The organism is Sphingomonas sp. CFBP 13706 (assembly GCF_014842355.1).
Lineage (GTDB): Bacteria > Pseudomonadota > Alphaproteobacteria > Sphingomonadales > Sphingomonadaceae > Sphingomonas > Sphingomonas aerolata.
This window is the reverse complement of the sequence record NZ_JACYVM010000002.1, coordinates 181,319-197,660: the sequence shown is the minus strand read 5'-3', so window position 1 is coordinate 197,660 and position 16,342 is coordinate 181,319. Positions and strand designations below refer to the sequence as shown.

Sequence of the window (16,342 nt, the reverse complement as noted above, 5' to 3'; positions counted from 1 at the left end):
ATCGGCTAGCGCGCGGGGATGACCCGCTTCACCGTCAACAACCAGGCGATCGAATATCGGCTCGATCCCGCGACGCCGCTGCTCTGGGCGCTGCGCGACGCGTCGAACCTGACGGGGACCAAATATGGCTGCGGCACCGGCCATTGCGGCGCCTGCACGGTCGATATCGACGGTCGTGCGGTGCGCAGCTGCCGCGTGCCGATCGGGTCGATCGAGGGGCGCTATGTCACCACGATCGAGGGGCTGTCGCACGAACGCAACCACCCGCTGCAGCTCGCCTTCATTGCCGAAGCGGTGCCGCAATGCGGCTTCTGCATCCCCGGCATGATCATGGCCGCCGCCGCACTGCTGAAACGCGATGCAGACCCCAGCGAGGCGCTGATCCGCGAACAGATCACCAATCTGTGCCGTTGCGGCGTCTATCCGCGCGTCGTCGAGGCGATCCAGCGCGCGGGCCGCGCGACCCGCGGCGAGGAGGTCCTGCCCGCCGGCCCGCGCCCCGGGATCGACCCGGCGGATTCCGCACGGCTCGTCCCCGCGCTCGTCCCGCCGCCCGCGCGCTAGGCCGCCCGCGCACGAATCCTGTCGGATCGCTGACCAAGCCATTCAGCGTCGCCTCACGCCCGTAAGGCTAGACGGGGTGCACCATAGGAGCCGGCTCGTGCGCCGGCAGTCGAGGACGACGGCAATGACGCGGAGTTTCCTGAAGATCTTGCTCGTGGCATCCGCACTGGTGCCGGTTGCCGCACAGGCGCAGCGGTTCGGTGCCGAGGCGCCGGGGAATGGCGAGATGCGTGGTGATTGGAGCGATCGCGGCGATCGCGGCGATCGCGGCGATCGGCCGCAGCGTCCCGACCGGGGGGCGATCGTGCAGGGTACGGCACGCGGCGATACGCCCGATGCGCGCAACGGCCGACCGGACGGCCCCCGGCAGGACTGGAATGCGCGTGTGGGGTCGGACCGGCAGGCCGACCAGGTTCGCGAGAACTGGGTTCGCGGTAACGCGCAGCGCGATGCCGCCCGCCAGGACGTCCGAAACGATCGCCGCGGTCAGCCCGACCGCGCCCGCTTCGACGGCCGCCCCGGCGAGGACCGCGGCTATCGTGACGATCCACGCGGGCGCGACGACCTTCGCGGCCGCCCGGATGGGCGTGGGCGCGACGACTGGCGTGGCCGCGACGGCGATCGGGATCGGAGCGGCTATCGCAACGGCCAACATTTCGGCGGCTACGGCACCGTCCAGGGCTATGGCCGCGGCGGATATGGCCAGCGCGGCGCATGGAACCGCGGCTGGCGCAGTGACACTCGCTATGGCTGGAGCGACTATCGCGCGAGCAACCGCGGCGCCTACCGCCTGCCGCGCTATTATGCGCCGAACGGATGGGGCTCGGGCTATCGCCGCTTCGGCGTCGGCTTTTCGCTGAACAGCATCCTGTACAACCAGAATTACTGGATCCAGGATCCCTACACCTATCGCCTGCCCGAGGCTTACGGCCCGTATCGCTGGGTCCGCTATTACAACGACGCGCTGCTCGTCGATCTCGACAGCGGGCGGGTCGTCGATACGGTCTACGACATCTTCTGGTAGGCGCATCGCGGCACGACGGGACGCCGCGCCCGTCGTGCCGCACGCGTTCGCCCCCTTGCGTTTCGCGGACGGCTGCGCAAATTCGGATCCATGGGTTTATTCACCAAAGCCAAGCCGCAGGATCCGATGGCGCCGACACGGCAGGCGGCGGGCACCAGCGTCGCCGCGCGGCTCGACGCCAATCCGAAGGTCCAGCGGGTCGCGATCGACGGCGTGCAATTCTATCACCACGCCAACTTCCTCGACGCTGCGACCTGTCGTGCGCTCATCGCGCTGATCGACTCGAAACGGCGGCCATCGACGCTGCTGTCCGACCGCCCGAATAGCAGTTTCCGCACGTCGGAGAGCTGCGACATGGATCGCTGGTCCCCCGATGTGCAACCCACCGACGAGGCGATCGCCGCGCTGCTCGGCATCGACCTGCCGCATGGCGAGACGATGCAGGGGCAGCGTTACGCCCCCGGCCAGCAATTTCGCGCGCATCACGATTATTTCCATGCGAGCGAAAGCTATTGGGACAAGATGCAGGAACAGGGCGGCCAGCGCACCTGGACCGCGATGGTCTATCTGAACGACGTGCCCGAGGGCGGCGCCACGTGGTTCCCGCAGGCAGGCGTTAAGGTTGCACCCAAGCGCGGGCTGCTGCTCGCGTGGAACAACATGAGCCCCGACGGCAGCCCCAATGGCCTGACGCTCCACGAAGGCATGCCGGTGGTCGAGGGCGTCAAATATATCGTCACGAAATGGTTTCGCGAACGCCCCTGGATCAAGTGACGCCCCTCCCCCATCGGCGGAGGATCGCCTGCCCGCGTCGGTGAACCCGCTCGACAATCCCCCCGCAGCCACTACCTCCGGCGCATGACAGTTCTCGGCGTAACCTCCTCGATCCTCGGCCAGCCCTGGCGCTGGCGCTCGCTCGCCGCGGACGCGCGCGACGGGTTCGGCGGCGACGATCTGGTGACCCAGCTCCTTCTCGCACGCGGCTGCCCGCGCGAGGCGCTCGACGCGCACCGCACGCCGTCGATCCGCGCGTTCATGCCCGACCCGTCGATCTTCCGCGACATGGACCGCGCCGCCGACCGGCTCGCCGATGCGGTGCAGGCGGGCGAACAGGTCGCGATCTTCGGCGATTACGACGTCGACGGCGCGACTTCCGCCGCGCTGATGATCCTCGTGCTCCGCGATCTGGGGATCGAGGCACGCGCCTATATCCCCGACCGCCTGCTCGAAGGCTATGGCCCGTCGGGCGAGGCCATGGTCCGGCTCGCGGGCGAAGGCGCCTCGCTGATCGTCACGGTAGACTGCGGCGCGCAGGCGTTCGACGCGCTCGACGCCGCGCGCGATGCGAAGGTCGACGTGATCGTGATCGACCATCACAAATGCTCGACCGCACTCCCGCACGCGCTCGCCCTTGTGAACCCCAACCGGCTCGACGAGGACGAGGGCGCCGCGCACGGCCATCTCGCCGCGGTCGGCATGTGCTTCCTCGCTGCTGCCGCGCTCGTCCGCACGCTGCGCACGCGCGGCTTCTTTGAGAACCGCGCCGAGCCCAAGCTCATCGACCTGCTCGACATCGTCGCGCTCGGCACGGTCGCCGACGTCGCGCAGTTGCGCGGGCTCAATCGTGCGTTCGTCGCGCAGGGGCTGAAGGTCATGGGCGCGCGCCGCAACATCGGCGTTGCCGCGTTGATCGCGGCGTCGCGACTGACGCGCAACCCGACCTGCACCGATCTCGGCTTCGCGCTCGGCCCGCGGATCAACGCCGGCGGGCGCGTGGGTCGCGCCGATCTCGGCGTCCGCCTGCTGACGACGCAGGACCCCGACGAGGCGCGCGGGATCGCCGAGGAGCTCGACCGTCTCAACGAGGAACGCCGCGCGATCGAGACCGCGGTGCAGGAGGCCGCCGACCTGCTCGCCAGTCGCGACCGCAGCGTCGCGGTCGTTGCGGGACATGGCTGGCATCCCGGCGTCATCGGCATCGTCGCGGGCCGCCTGAAGGAAAAGCTCGGCCGGCCCGCGATCGTCATCGCTATCGACGAACACGGCATCGGCAAGGGATCGGGCCGGTCGATCCCGGGCGTGGACCTCGGCGCGGCGGTGATGGCGGCGCGTGAGCAGGGCCTGCTCGTTTCAGGGGGCGGCCACGCGATGGCGGCCGGACTGACGATTGCCGAAGCGGCGATCCCGGCTTTCGCCGATTTCCTCGAGGAGCGACTCGCCGCGGCGGTGGCGCAGTCGAATGACGGCCGCGCGCTGCTGCTCGATGCGGTCCTTGCCGCGGGCGGGGTCAATCCTGCGCTGGTCGAATCGATGGACGCAGGCGGACCCTATGGCATGGGCTGGCCCGCACCGCGCGTCGCGATGGGGCCAGTCCGCGTGATCAAGGCGGATGTGGTGGGCAATGGCCATGTCCGCACGATCGTCGCGGGCGACGACGGCCGCAGCGTCAAGGCGATGGCGTTCCGCGCCGCCGAGACGCCGCTCGGCCAGGCGCTGCTCGGTGCGGCCCCGCACCGCAAGCTCTGGCTCGCCGGTCGCGCCAAGATCGACGACTGGGCATCGCGCCCCGCAGCAGAATTGCACGTCGAAGATGCCGCCTGGGCCGATTGAAGGGTTGACGGGCCAGCCACTTGGCCTTAGGCGCCTCCAACCACGCAGGCCCCTTCGTCTAGCGGTTAGGACGCGGCCCTTTCACGGCTGAAGCACGGGTTCGATTCCCGTAGGGGTCACCATCTCATCGCCAAGCGGCTGAGATTGGCAAAATATCAATAGAATCAACGCCTCGCGAGGCGCCCAGTGCTACAGACGGCGTCCCATACCGCATTCCGTCGAGCGCGGCAGATCGCGTTTCTCGCAGTTTCGAATGATCGTTGCGGAGGGTGTCCGAGGGGTCATCGGCAATACGGCGTCGACAGGGTGTCTGAGAACATCCGGCCCGTTCCTGGCGCGTAGGAAGCGCGCCGTGCCGGTTATCGGATGCCTGCCGAGATCAGGCAGCGCGAGACGGGATCACCGCCTGACAAATGGTCGCTGAACGCACCAAGGCCGTATTGCATTGAGACGGCTGTTCCGCGACTGCGGCGCATGCCTCACGCCAGCAACATCGTCTATTGCGACGGTCCAGACAGCCCCCACGCCTTTGACATCGTTCCGATCCAGCCCCGTAAGGGGAGCTTGGATGCAATGTGCCCATTGTGCAAAGGCCGGGGCCAATGGAATACCGAGATTGATCTCGTAAGCTTCCGCTGCAAGCGCACTGCCTGCGATCGGTGCCATGGCGCTGGATGGGTAGAAACCGGCTCGGACCCGGTCGGCCTGCCCGACATCGAGATTTCACCGGAAGGCTACCCCCAGTGGACCCTGCGCTTCGAACCTGCCGACGAAGTCACGCCGATTGACCCGGAAAAACCAGGCCTATCGCAGACCTAGGAAGTTTTTGGTTTGGTCAGGCGCACCGAGCTTGGCCGCGACCCACGCAACGTCCTCGTCGCTTCGCTCCTCCGGCAGGTCCTCGGCAGGCGAGAGCCCGCCATCGGGACGGCCTTGCGGGGTACCGGCAATCGGCTTGTCGATGGCGCGCTTGTTGGCACTGTCCGTGATCTTCTCTCTGTTCGGCATGTCATTCTCGGCCGCGGCGGCTCTTGGTCGGCGAACAGCCCTCGCTCAGGTCATCCGCCGAACGTGGCGGAAGCGCGCATACCGGTTGAGGAGATCGTTGATCAGCTGTTCGTCGCTCAGGCCGGTCACATCATGCGCGGGCTCTCCCTCCGAGGAATGCGCCACCGCCCGGTAGTGGAGACGCTCCTGTTCGTTCGCCTTGCGCGACGCCGCCCAGGCAAAGCTTGCCTGGCGGAAGCCGCGTGCCCGAACCCCGTAGCGGAACTCCCCACGCTCGCCGTGCGGGATGCGCAGCTCGACCTGGTTTTCATCCTGAACGAGGGTTGGCGAGAGGCCGCTGTCGCGCATCTGTGCCGCTACTGCGTCGAGCGCCGGGCTTGCCGTATCGGTGAGGAACGCCGCAACTTCACGCTTGTCGTGGAAGCGCGTGATGGTCGCGAGGCGCTGCTGCCAGCTCAACGGCGTTTCGGCGATCGGATCGGAACCCGCGGCGGACAGGTCCATCGCTTCCTGACCCTCGGTCTGCAAGGCGCGCAGCAGCCCATAGCAGATGAACACCATCACCACCGCGAATGGCAGTGCACTGGCGATCGCGGCCGTCTGAAGGGCCTGAAGCCCCCCGGCGACCAGCAGCACCGCGGCGACGCCGCCCGCGGATACCGCCCAGAATACACGCTGCCACACCGGCGGGTTCTCCGCCGCGCCCGATGTGATCATGTCGATGACCAATGCCCCGGAATCCGCCGACGTGACGAAGAAGGTGATGATCAAGAGTGTCGCGATACCTGAGACAATCGTGGCAAGAGGCAGTTGCTCCAGTGTCTCGAACAACGCCACCGGCAGATTGTTGGCGACGGTGTCGGCGATGGCGGCCGTACCAGCCATGTCCAGCGCGATCGCGGTGTTGCCGAACACCGTCATCCAGAGGAAGGTGAATAGGGTCGGCACCAGCAGCACGCCGCCGATGAATTCGCGGATCGTGCGCCCACGCGAGATGCGGGCGATGAACATGCCGACGAAGGGCGACCAGGCGATCCACCAACCCCAGTAGAACAACGTCCAATTGCCCAGCCACGGGTTGGGTTCATAGGCGTAGAGGCGGAAGGTACGCGGCACGACTTCGCCGAGATAGGTGCCGATGTTCTGCACAAAGGCCTGGAGCAGGAACACCGTCGACCCGGTGACGAGGACGAAGGCGAGCAGCAGTCCGGCCAGGATGATATTGAGTTCGGACAGGCGCTTCACGCCCTTGTCCAGTCCGGCGACGACCGACAGCGTGGCCATGCCGGTGATGGCGGCGATCAGGACGAGCTGAACGGGGATGCTCGTCGGCAGGCCGAACAGGTAATTGAACCCGGCATTCACCTGGAGCACGCCGAGACCAAGCGACGTCGCAACGCCGAACATCGTGCCCAGCACCGCGAAGATGTCGACGGCGTGGCCGATCGGGCCGTAGATCCGGTTGCCGATCAGCGGGTATAGTGCCGAGCGGATGGTGAGCGGTAGTCCGCGGCGAAACGCGAAATAGGCAAGCGCCAGCCCGACCACGATGTAGATCGCCCAGGCGTGCAGGCCCCAGTGGAAGAAGGTGAGGACCATCGCTTCGCGCGCGGCTGCGATCGTCTTCCCCTCACCCACGGGTGGCGATGCATAATGCTGGATCGGCTCGGCCACGCCGAAGAAAATCAGGCCGATCCCCATCCCCGCACTGAACAGCATCGCGAACCAGGACAGGTAGCTGTAATCCGGTTCGCTGTCGTCGGGCCCGAGCTTCACATCGCCATAGCGACTGAACATCAGGAAGATGGCGAAGATCAGGAACCCCGCGACGGCGGCGATGTAGAACCAGCCGAAATCCGCGACGATCAGCGCCTGCACGGTCGTGAACACCCGGTTCGCGGTCTCCGGGGCGAGCGCGCCGAAGAGGGCGAAGGCCAGGATCAGGCCAGCCGAAACGAAGAATACAGGCGGATTGATCTCCGCCTTGCGTCCCGCGGCTGGCTGTGGCGCGTCACTCGGTACCGGCTCGGTCAATGTACCCCCTATTCATGGTTAATTTCCTGTCCAGTGAACGGAACGACGCTGAGCCTTGTCAGTTGCGAACGAGTGTTACGATGCGGAAACGATTGACCAGGTCTCGCTTGCGGCCTCGCCCTGTCGGTGGTGCTGTCGTCGGCGGCAGCGCAGGACGCCCGGTTAAGCAAAGCGATGAGCGTCTGACCGAGACGATGCTGCCGGCCGAGAAGAAGGCCAGTGTGCTTGCCGGAACATGGAACAGTATCCAGGGGTTGAAGCCCGGGCTCGGCCAGCCGAACGATGGCGCCTTGCCGGGCTGGTACGAAACCGACCTCTATGCCGGCGCGTCGATCGAGCTCGACAAGCGATGGACGGTGTCGGGAACCTGTTATCGATACGTCTCGCCCTCGGCATGCGTAATCGCGCGGGAAGCGAAGCGCGGTCGTCTCGGACGAAAGCCGTATTTCTCCCTGTCTTGGCTCGGCAGGAATCTCGAGCCTGAACGCTGCGCCCTGATCATAGGCCCGCAGGCGCAGCGGGAATGCCCGTTTACCGCCATTGAGCTCACGCCCCCTGACCAGCAATTCCCCGTGTCGCGCTTCATCAATGTTGGCCGACGCAACAGCCTCTGAGCCTTCGATGATCATGGGCCCGTACGCATCACCCTCTGGCCGCAAACCGACGTCCGAGGGGGCGACGACATCACGATCGTCATGCCGGATTCGAACGGCCAATCCGCCATTTTCAGCCGGCCGGCGACGATTTCGGTTCGGCCGTCAGGCGATCGAAACGAGGCCTCGCCCTATCTTGGTGAAGAACGCCATGGATCCGGTAGACGAGGTGCCCCCGCAAATAACGGCGCTGGCCGGACATTTGGTGGTAATTTAGCGCCGGGGGACAACCTCAACGATAATATCGCCCGCTTCCAGACGGGCGGCCTCGGGTTCCCAGAAGCAGAAGTCCTGATGCCCACGATAGATGCGGTGGCCGAGTCCGGTGGCGATGGCGGCAAGCGGTTTGCCGACCTCGTCGGCAGCGACCTCGCGTTCCCGCAGGACTACACGCCCGCCCGACGCGGCAAGATCGGCCATGTATTCGGCGGTGTGAGCGCCGTGCGTGGACCCGGCGAGCAGAAGGCCGGCGAAGCTGGCCGGGTTGATGACGACGTTTGCGCCTGCCTGATGCGCAATCGCTTCATTGTCCTCCGACCGGATCACCACGCTGATCGGTAGATCGGGCGCGATCCGCCGCGCTGTCAGTACGATAAGGATCGAGGTATCGTCACGGCCGGCGGAGACGATGAGCGCGCGGGCCTTGGAGAGACGAGCTGCCTCCAGCGCGGCGTTGCGCGTGGCGTTTCCCTCCATCACCGTCGTGCCGCAACTCTCCGCCGTGCGTAACGCCGCGGCGCGCTCGTCGACGACGACGATCATGCCCGGATCGGCACCGCGACGGATGAGTTCGCTGACCGCCTCAGACCCGCTCGTACCGAAACCGGCGACCACGACATGGTCTTCGAGGTGTCGCTGGATCACCGACATACGCCATTTCTCCCAGACGCCCTTGAGCAGAAAATCATATGCGGTACCTAAAAAGATGAGCCATACGAAGAGCCGGATGGGCGTCACGACGAAGGTATCGAACATCCGCGCCTGCTGCGTCACCGGCACGATGTCGCCGTAGCCGACCGTCGTGACGGTAATCATCGTGAAATACAGAATGTCGGCGAACGTTACGGGCTCGCCCGAGTTCTGCCGCAGACCGCCGCGATCGAACCAGTGCACCGCGAGCGCGATGCCGATCAGCGCCAGCGCAACCAGCGCCCTCCAGGACAGGGCCAGCCACGCCGGGGTTCGGCTCTGGCGGCGAAGGCGATAGTGCACCGTGTCTGCATCGTCAGTGTGCATGCCGTCTCTTGCCTCTCCGCTGTGCCGCTGTGAAGTCTTTCGGTGATCCGCTTGATTGGTTGGCATTTGGGGAAGTTACAGATTCTCGACAGCGCCGGTCTGCAATCGCTTACGGTGGATCGACATGAGGATCCCGAACAGGATCAGGGCCGTACGCCGCGGAGCAGTGCCCCGCTTTATCCAACGGGCGCCCTGATCACTGCGGCAGTGACCTAGGCCGGGGGCGCTTGCTCGCCTGATGTAGAATGAAAACGGAGATCGCGCTGAGGCACCGGGATGGTGACGCCGTGTTCTTTGAACAGGTCCCAGATGCGAAAGAACACGTCGCTTGTGACGTTCCCAACCCCCGCCTCGGGGCTGTCGATCCAGATCCGCAGGTCGAATTCCACCCCATTGTCGCCGAATTCCTTGATCCAGCAGACAGGGGCGGGTTCGGTCAGCACGCGGGGCGAGACGGACGCGGCCTCGACGGCAAGCCGCTGCGCCAGTCGCAGATCGCAATCGAACGACACCCGAAACCCGACATGAACCCTGACGTCCCGGCTGGAGAAAGACCAGTTTTCGACTTCGTCGGTCATCAGCCGTTCGTTCGGGATCAAATGCTCCTTGCCATCGCGGGTCAGTACCGAGACCGCACGAACGCCGATCTTGTTGACCCAACCGAAGGTGTCGCCGACCGCGATGACGTCGCCGGGCTTGATCGATCGGTCGAGCAGCAGGATGAGGCCGGCGATCAGATTGCCGAGCGTCTTCTGCAAGCCGAAACCGATCGCGAGCCCGAACGCGCCGGAGAACACGGCCAGCGCCGTGAGATCGATGCCGAGAAGATCGATACCGACGAAGATCGCGACGGTGACGACCGCAATCTGGGCGAGTTTCTGGAACAGCACGCGTTGCGCCGCGTCGAGCAGTCGAGCCTGCCCGATCCAGCGCAGGATCAGCCCTAGCAGCGCGCGTGCGGCGAGGAACAGAAGCAGCGACAAGCCGACCGCGTTGACGATGTCGAGCAGCGAAATACGCCGGGTGCCGACCCCCATGCTGGCGCGGTCCAGTCCGGCGATCAACGGAGCGAGGCCCCCCAGTCGACTTGCCAGCACGATGAGGAACAAGGTGGCGGCAATCAGCGACGCTGGTCGGCTCCGAAGACCGAGCGCACGGCCGAACTCATAGGCCAGCACCGCGACCGCGATGCCGAGACCCGCCGCAAGCAGAAGATCGGCGCCGGGGTTGAGCCCCCGAACGCCAAGAAAGGCAGTCAGGACCAGCGCCGTCATGCCGGCACGGGTAATCGCCATCAGGCGCGGCGCGACCACGTCGGCGTGGCGCGGCGTCAAGGCCGGCAGGAGGTATCTACAGGCAAGGCGCGCTGCAACGATACCCAGCAGAAGGGCCGTGCTCAGGATCGCGACAGCCGCGATCAGGTCATGAAACGGGAACGCCGTCCATTGATCCAGATAGGTCTGCCACCAGGCATCATGTTCCAACCGGTTCTCCAATGCCATCTCGTCGGCGTCGGTCACCCGACAATCACAGCGTCATTCCCATCTGGTCGCCAGATCCCTGTTAAACGGAGTTGGCACCCCGGTCAGCCCTTGTACGTCATGCGCGTTACCGCCGTGCCGTTTGCGCCATTCTGGGCAAGGGATAGCTGGTGAAGTAGCGCGAAGCACGGGCGAGTTGCCCGGCGATTGATCGGCACCATCTCTGTGCCCCCTGCCCTGTCATGCGACGCCAAAGCCGTTCGCCAGATACCAGTGTCTTGAGCTGGTCGTCGTGCAACGGCTCTGTCCCAATCATGTACGTCAAATCGGTGAGCTTGGCTTACCGCTCGCGCTGATCCTCGTGATACTCCTGAAGGACCTCCTTTACGTCCTTGCGGTCTTCGTTCGACACTGCGTCAGGCGCCTTGTTGGCGCCTGACCGGCCGGTCAGGCAAAGACGCGAATGTATCGGGAGATGGTCTGAACCCACATCTTCCAGCACCTCCAGGCTATGCACCTTGAACTCGGGGGTGACGAACATGTGGTCGAGCGGCCAACCGAGCAGCGGCGTGCGCGCGGGGAAGGTCGCGAACGTGCCACGGCCGATCCGAGCATCGAGATAGCCACCGACCCGCTTGAACAGCTGCGACGTGTGCGACCATGCGACATCGTTGAAGTCGCCGATCGCCAATACCGGTAGCTTCGCGCGGGCGGCGCGACTTGCCGCGATCGCGATCTCGGCGTCGCGTGCCTCGGTATCCTGCCCGGGAACGGGCGGGCGCGGGTGAAGTGCTATCACGCGAAATCGATCACCGGCCGTCAGCTCCGCATGGACCGACGGCGTATCCTTTTATGCGATCGTTTCGATCCGCCCATCGCGCATCGGCAGCCGCGTGGCGAAGATCATGCCGTAGGTATTGCCGATCGGTTGTTCGAGCCGGTGTGGATAGCGCGCAAGCTGCTTGGCCAATGCGTCGGCCCAGCGCTGGTCGGTTTCCATCAATAGCAGGATATCGGGCCGAACCCGATCGATCAGCCGCGCCGTTCGCCCATAGTCTCGATTGGACTCCAACACGTTCAGCGAAAGGACGCCGAAACACCGGCTCTGCGCGGTTGAGGCATCATCCGCAAAGGCCAGCTCCGTCTTGGCAAGCGGTGTATACGGATAGATGCGATAGAGTTGCCACCCAGCTGCGACGGCGCACCCCAACGCGATCCATCGTCCTGCCTGCCGATCCAGCCACAGCGCCAGGCCTCCGCCCAACAGCAGGAGGCCGAGTATCTGAACCCGGGGAAAGTCCCAGATCCTGATCCACCATTCATTGGACTCGATGATGCTGAGCCCGGTTACGAGCATCAATACGCCTGTGAGGGCACGGATCGGAAATGTAGCTAGCCGCATTGCTGATGCCTAAGAGCGGCCTTGCCTTGGACCAAGCCCTATAACCTTCAGGCCGAGATATCACCGGCGCCGCTGCCGAAGCCGGAGCCGTATCGAGGCCATGTTCGGTCGTTTTAGAGACGGGCGCGGCGTCGTCAGTCGCGACGATCGATGCCCGAAGGCCTTCCTCTCCGCAATCGACCTCGCCACCACGGGCCTGGTGTAACACTGATTAACGAGTCGTCACCCTAGTAACGGGAGTTCCACCGATTCGTCGGCCAAAACGCTCTGTTCAACGAATATTGGATCCCGACTCGGTTTTAGTAGATTGCCATATTAACCACGACCGGGCAGGACGGTCTTGCCGCGGGGCGGCAGCATAATCCATTTAACTCAAAGGAAATTTTATGCGTTATTGGCAGAACGGCAAGCCTTTCAAGGGTTAAGTCGAACATAAAGGACGACTCGCTATCTGATAGTGGGTCGTCCTTTGTTTTTGCATGCTATGGCATTGATAAAATTGTTACAGCTTTTTACGTTATGATGAGTCGACTGGAAAAGATTCATTCTTGCGACAAGCGACGGCTTCTAAGTTCTTATCCCGGATAACTTTTGGATCGGAATAGCCTGTCTGACGGTTTTCAGCCGCCTTAGGGTTGCTGTGATCATACCGAAGATGTTGGCGCCAGGCATGAGACATGCTCTGCCGACCATAATCTAAATCATCTTTACCTCCTGCTGCCCACATTGCGCGGTAACCGGTAATTTAGCGCCGAATGACGGCGCCGATGGCTCTTCAGGGCCCTTTCACCCAGCGCTAATTCGCGGATCTTATCAGGTGGCGGACGCTGCTCGACAGAGTGAACGCCGTACTTGAACTCAGCTTGATACACACCGAGAATAAGTACTCGCTGCTTTCCAGCGCGTAGGCAGGATCGCACGCAAAGCCGGCGAGGCACTCTTGGTCCGCATCGGCGCGACCTTACCGAACCGCAAAGCGGTCAGTTCACCAGACTTCGGGCGATACAAGTTCATCATTTTACGTATTACGATCGCGCCGCGGGTCGGTGCGGCGGCGTGAACGACGGCCTGATCGCACCGAGACGTCCGCTGGCAAACGGTGCAACCCGCGATACATCTGCCGGTCCTATCCAAGCCGGCGACGCTTGCCTGACATAGAGTCGACACGGCATCATCGCGGCCGCGCCCGCATGCGTCCGCGACGCTGCCGCCCTCAGACGAAACTTCGCCCAGCGGCATGTCAGATCCGCAGAGTCCCCTCTGTCGCGGACGTCAGCGGCACGTCCTTGCCCGTTGTAGCGGAGGCCGGCGCACTCCGCGCCAACGGGCGCCGATCGAAAGAGCCTTCAATAGGAATTACTGAGAAGCCTTCGCCTTGGGATCGAGGGGTTTGGCATACTCGATCTTCGCCGCGTTCCGCAGCGCCGCCTGATGCTGAACGATGCCTGCCTGGATGCGGTCACGTGCGATCCCCTGCTTGGCGAGTTCATTGATAGCAGCAGAGCTCGCTTCGGCTGGACGGACGCTTATAACATGATTGGCGATCGCCGTTGCACCTTCGAGAATAACCAGAGGCTCACCGTTCACCGTCGTCATCAATCGACCGAGTGCGTTACGATCCAGACTTGCGCTGTCGAGTTCCACCGTTGCCCGCTGATAGCTCACGCCCCGGCTATCCAGAACTGCTGTCAATTCCGCCAGTGTCTTTGCCGGCTTCATAGCCGCGATTAGGCTCGGATTATTTGGTGCTGGAAAACGAATCTGTTCCACCGACAGTGTCCGGCGCTCCCTACTCAGTTCGGGATGCTTCGCTAGATACGTCTCGACGTCGCGCGTCGTGACCGGTTGAGGTACACCTGCTGCGACCGATTGCAGCGCAAGGTTCGCCATCACGATATTTTTGGCACGCTCTACGGCAAGAACGGCGTTCGGCTTCTTGTAAAGACCATCGCGCTCGCCGGCCTGAATGACCAGCTTTCGATCGATAAGGGCCTGCAAGGCCTTTGGCTGAAGGTCTTTCGAGTTTTGCGCGTTGGCCCCGCTCAACCCCAGCTCGAAATTGAGTTCGCTTTGCGTGATGGCTTCGCCATTGACCGTAGCAACCGTCTGACCGCTCGGTCCGGCCTTATTGCAGGCCGCTGCCGCCAGCGTGAGTGCGAGTGCTGCGGCAGACAGGGTTTGCCGCTTGGTGATGAGGAACCTGGAGGATGCTGACATAAGCAATTACCTTAGACATAATGCAGAAGAAAACGAGATGGGAACCGTATAGAACTGGTTAAGCGTCGTGATTTTTGCAGGGCTTGCGCGTTTTATACCTGCGGCGATCGATGGATGAAAAGCCGGTTGATACGGTGTGGTGCTATTTGCTGTGCGCGCTGAGCAAGTGACGTGGCAATGAGGGCGCTGCCGCTCCCACCATATTATGGTCGCGGCGAGACTTGACGATATATTCAGTGCCTTGCGACCCTCATCGCCTATGCGTTGATCGGGCCAGCGAGAAGTGCGCGGCCGGAGGGGCCGCAGGACTCGAACAATGTTTTCGCAAAGCCCATCATGGTTGCCTCTGCAGCCTTGGCATCGGGATCGATGATCGAAAATCGTATCAACGCCCCGTCTGGGACAAGGCCGGCCAGGTTCTGCATTGCGATGGACCGCCGCTGATCATCCCACGACACCGGAAAACGATTCCCCAGGCGAGTCCAATAAAGAACCTGCTCTGTACGGGTATCGCGCACGGTCGTTAGGAAGCGCCCTGGTGCACTTACGCCTTTGCCCAGAGGAATATCCACGTCTCGTATATCGGTGATGGTAAAACCGGATCCGGGGTAGCAGGACTCTGGACGATGCACCATCAACATGCCGCTCTGCCGATACGCATAGGCGATCAGAAGCATGATAGGCGGAGCGCCATCGGCACCGTAACTGCGCATCAGCTGCTTCTCATAGACGGCTGCCGCTTTTGCTTCATCCTCGGGGGGTAGAACAAAGCTGACATCCGGCACCATCGCCCAAGGGGCTGCTTGCTTTGGAATGGCGTCGTTCAGGTTTCCGGAAGGAATGGCAACGACAAGCTCGGTAGGGCGTCGAGCATAGGTGACGCCTGCGGTTATGCCGAAGGCGAGACCCAGGGCAGCTTCTCGTCGGGTAAATCGAGCGATTGTCATGTCGTTACTTTCGGGCCCAACGTGAAACAATAGGATGCAGCACCGCATCCAGTCCCAGCAGCATAAGCAATGCCAGGATAAACATGCCCATGCCGACCAGCTCGTGCGCCAGGCCCTGCGCGGCCTCTTCCGAGATGTAATAGGTCATTAAGACCAAGATGATGATACGCAGAAAGTTTGCCGCTATAGCCAATGGTATCATCAGCGATATCAGCAAGAGCGCGTAGCGCGGCGCATTGCCATGCCGAAGATAGACGTAGAAAACACCCAACGCACAAATGCCGATCAGGGAGTTTATCCCGGAGCACGCCGTCGCGACCAGCAACTGATATCCGCCAATCTGAATAACCGTTCCGGTACTCCCGATGGGGAGACCAAATGCAGCCAGCAAGTTTACGGAAGCATCGGAGATCAAGTCCTTGATGGGACGCGTAGCGACGAAAACCCAGTTCTCCGGCGGCGTGATGATGAACAGCAGGTACACCAGGGGGAACCACAGCCTCTTGAGTGCCTCCTTACCGAGATAAGTCCATAATAATACTACGATCACGGCGTAGAGGGACAGCGCCTCGATCGCCAAGATGCTGGTAATTCGCCCTACGGAATAGAGGAGCAGCGCGGGGACCAGCAGCAAGCCGACAGGAAGGAAGGATTGGCGCTTGGCAACCTCCCACGGCCGCGCGCGCCAGATCAGCCACAGCGCGGAAATGAAGATAATGGGCCCGTGCGCGCCCTGTTCGGTGGACCAGCTGACGGTCGCCAGCCGGCTCAGCGTCGGCAGGATGAGGCACGCCAATCCTATCAGAAGCGGCCACCACCGCGCTGTCCAGCGCGCCAGGCCGCTACCGACGTCAGTCCACGACCCGCTTGGCTGCGGCCGCGCCTCTACCCGTATCACGCATTTCTCCCGACGACTTATGAGCGGCAAAGCTAGCGTCTTTTACCCAATATTCAAAGCCATCCCCACGATCGCCGAGAATGCCATCGCCCGCACCATTGATAGGCCACCCGTATCGCCCCGGGACAAGGCGAGGCCATACCACCCCTATCAAGCAGCGCGCGCCCATGCGCCGAAACCGCGCTTTCCGGCTGCCTGGGGGCCGCCCCCAGGAGAGCATAAGGCCTAGCGGTGCTCGAAGCGGAACGTGCCTTCCGGCCCCGTCTGC

At 63.4% G+C, this 16,342-nt stretch carries 12 protein-coding genes, 1 tRNA gene and 1 pseudogene; 5 read left to right on the top strand and 9 right to left on the bottom strand.

Annotated elements, in window-relative coordinates; translation table 11 throughout:
• The first annotated feature begins 18 nt into the window (after positions 1 to 18).
• The 5 genes from IFS44_RS04280 to IFS44_RS04260 all read left to right on the top strand — a co-directional run bounded on the left by IFS44_RS04280 (position 19) and on the right by IFS44_RS04260 (position 4,320).
• The gene (locus tag IFS44_RS04280; RefSeq protein ID WP_159511215.1) at positions 19 to 564 is read left to right on the top strand and encodes a (2Fe-2S)-binding protein; all 546 of its coding nucleotides are present in this window, start codon (positions 19 to 21) and stop codon (positions 562 to 564) included.
• A 124-nt stretch (positions 565 to 688) separates the two neighbouring features.
• Positions 689 to 1,588 carry an RcnB family protein gene (locus IFS44_RS04275; RefSeq protein WP_192097649.1) on the top strand — a complete coding sequence of 300 codons (900 nt, stop codon included), beginning with the start codon at positions 689 to 691 and terminating at the stop codon, positions 1,586 to 1,588.
• 90 nt (positions 1,589 to 1,678) lie between these two features.
• Positions 1,679 to 2,362: a prolyl hydroxylase family protein gene (locus tag IFS44_RS04270; protein ID WP_159511217.1), complete on the top strand. Its 684-nt coding sequence runs from the start codon at positions 1,679 to 1,681 to the stop codon at positions 2,360 to 2,362.
• Positions 2,363 to 2,446: 84 nt separating this feature from the next.
• Positions 2,447 to 4,198 (top strand): single-stranded-DNA-specific exonuclease RecJ, encoded by a 1,752-nt coding sequence (gene recJ / locus IFS44_RS04265; protein ID WP_192097648.1) that lies wholly within the window; start codon positions 2,447 to 2,449, stop codon positions 4,196 to 4,198.
• Positions 4,199 to 4,245: 47 nt separating this feature from the next.
• A tRNA-Glu gene (locus IFS44_RS04260) sits at positions 4,246 to 4,320 on the top strand.
• 682 nt (positions 4,321 to 5,002) lie between these two features.
• Here IFS44_RS04260 and IFS44_RS04255 read toward each other — a convergent pair.
• From IFS44_RS04255 to xrtV, 9 genes and pseudogenes are all read right to left on the bottom strand, one after another.
• Positions 5,003 to 5,206 (bottom strand): hypothetical protein, encoded by a 204-nt coding sequence (locus tag IFS44_RS04255; RefSeq protein ID WP_192097647.1) that lies wholly within the window; start codon positions 5,204 to 5,206, stop codon positions 5,003 to 5,005.
• A 45-nt stretch (positions 5,207 to 5,251) separates the two neighbouring features.
• Positions 5,252 to 7,240, bottom strand: coding sequence for a BCCT family transporter (locus IFS44_RS04250; protein WP_192097646.1), 1,989 nt, complete (start codon positions 7,238 to 7,240; stop codon positions 5,252 to 5,254).
• Positions 7,241 to 7,248: 8 nt separating this feature from the next.
• Positions 7,249 to 7,956, bottom strand: a complete 708-nt coding sequence (locus IFS44_RS22880; protein ID WP_192097645.1) for a glycoside hydrolase family 97 N-terminal domain-containing protein — start codon at positions 7,954 to 7,956, stop codon at positions 7,249 to 7,251.
• A gap of 150 nt (positions 7,957 to 8,106) precedes the next feature.
• Positions 8,107 to 9,129 (bottom strand): potassium channel family protein, encoded by a 1,023-nt coding sequence (locus IFS44_RS04240; protein ID WP_192070620.1) that lies wholly within the window; start codon positions 9,127 to 9,129, stop codon positions 8,107 to 8,109.
• 212 nt (positions 9,130 to 9,341) lie between these two features.
• Positions 9,342 to 10,649 (bottom strand): mechanosensitive ion channel domain-containing protein, encoded by a 1,308-nt coding sequence (locus IFS44_RS22750; RefSeq protein WP_192097644.1) that lies wholly within the window; start codon positions 10,647 to 10,649, stop codon positions 9,342 to 9,344.
• Positions 10,650 to 10,950: 301 nt separating this feature from the next.
• A pseudogene (locus tag IFS44_RS22745) lies at positions 10,951 to 11,967 on the bottom strand (endonuclease/exonuclease/phosphatase family protein).
• A 1,401-nt stretch (positions 11,968 to 13,368) separates the two neighbouring features.
• Complete coding sequence (locus IFS44_RS04220; protein ID WP_031438869.1) at positions 13,369 to 14,229, bottom strand: hypothetical protein; 861 nt, start codon at positions 14,227 to 14,229, stop codon at positions 13,369 to 13,371.
• A gap of 257 nt (positions 14,230 to 14,486) precedes the next feature.
• Entirely contained in the window at positions 14,487 to 15,176 is a 690-nt protein-coding gene (epsI, locus tag IFS44_RS04215; RefSeq protein ID WP_192097641.1) for an exosortase-associated protein EpsI, V-type, read from the bottom strand.
• A gap of 4 nt (positions 15,177 to 15,180) precedes the next feature.
• Positions 15,181 to 16,074: an exosortase V gene (gene xrtV / locus IFS44_RS04210; RefSeq protein ID WP_192097640.1), complete on the bottom strand. Its 894-nt coding sequence runs from the start codon at positions 16,072 to 16,074 to the stop codon at positions 15,181 to 15,183.
• Between the last annotated feature and the right edge of the window lie 268 nt (positions 16,075 to 16,342).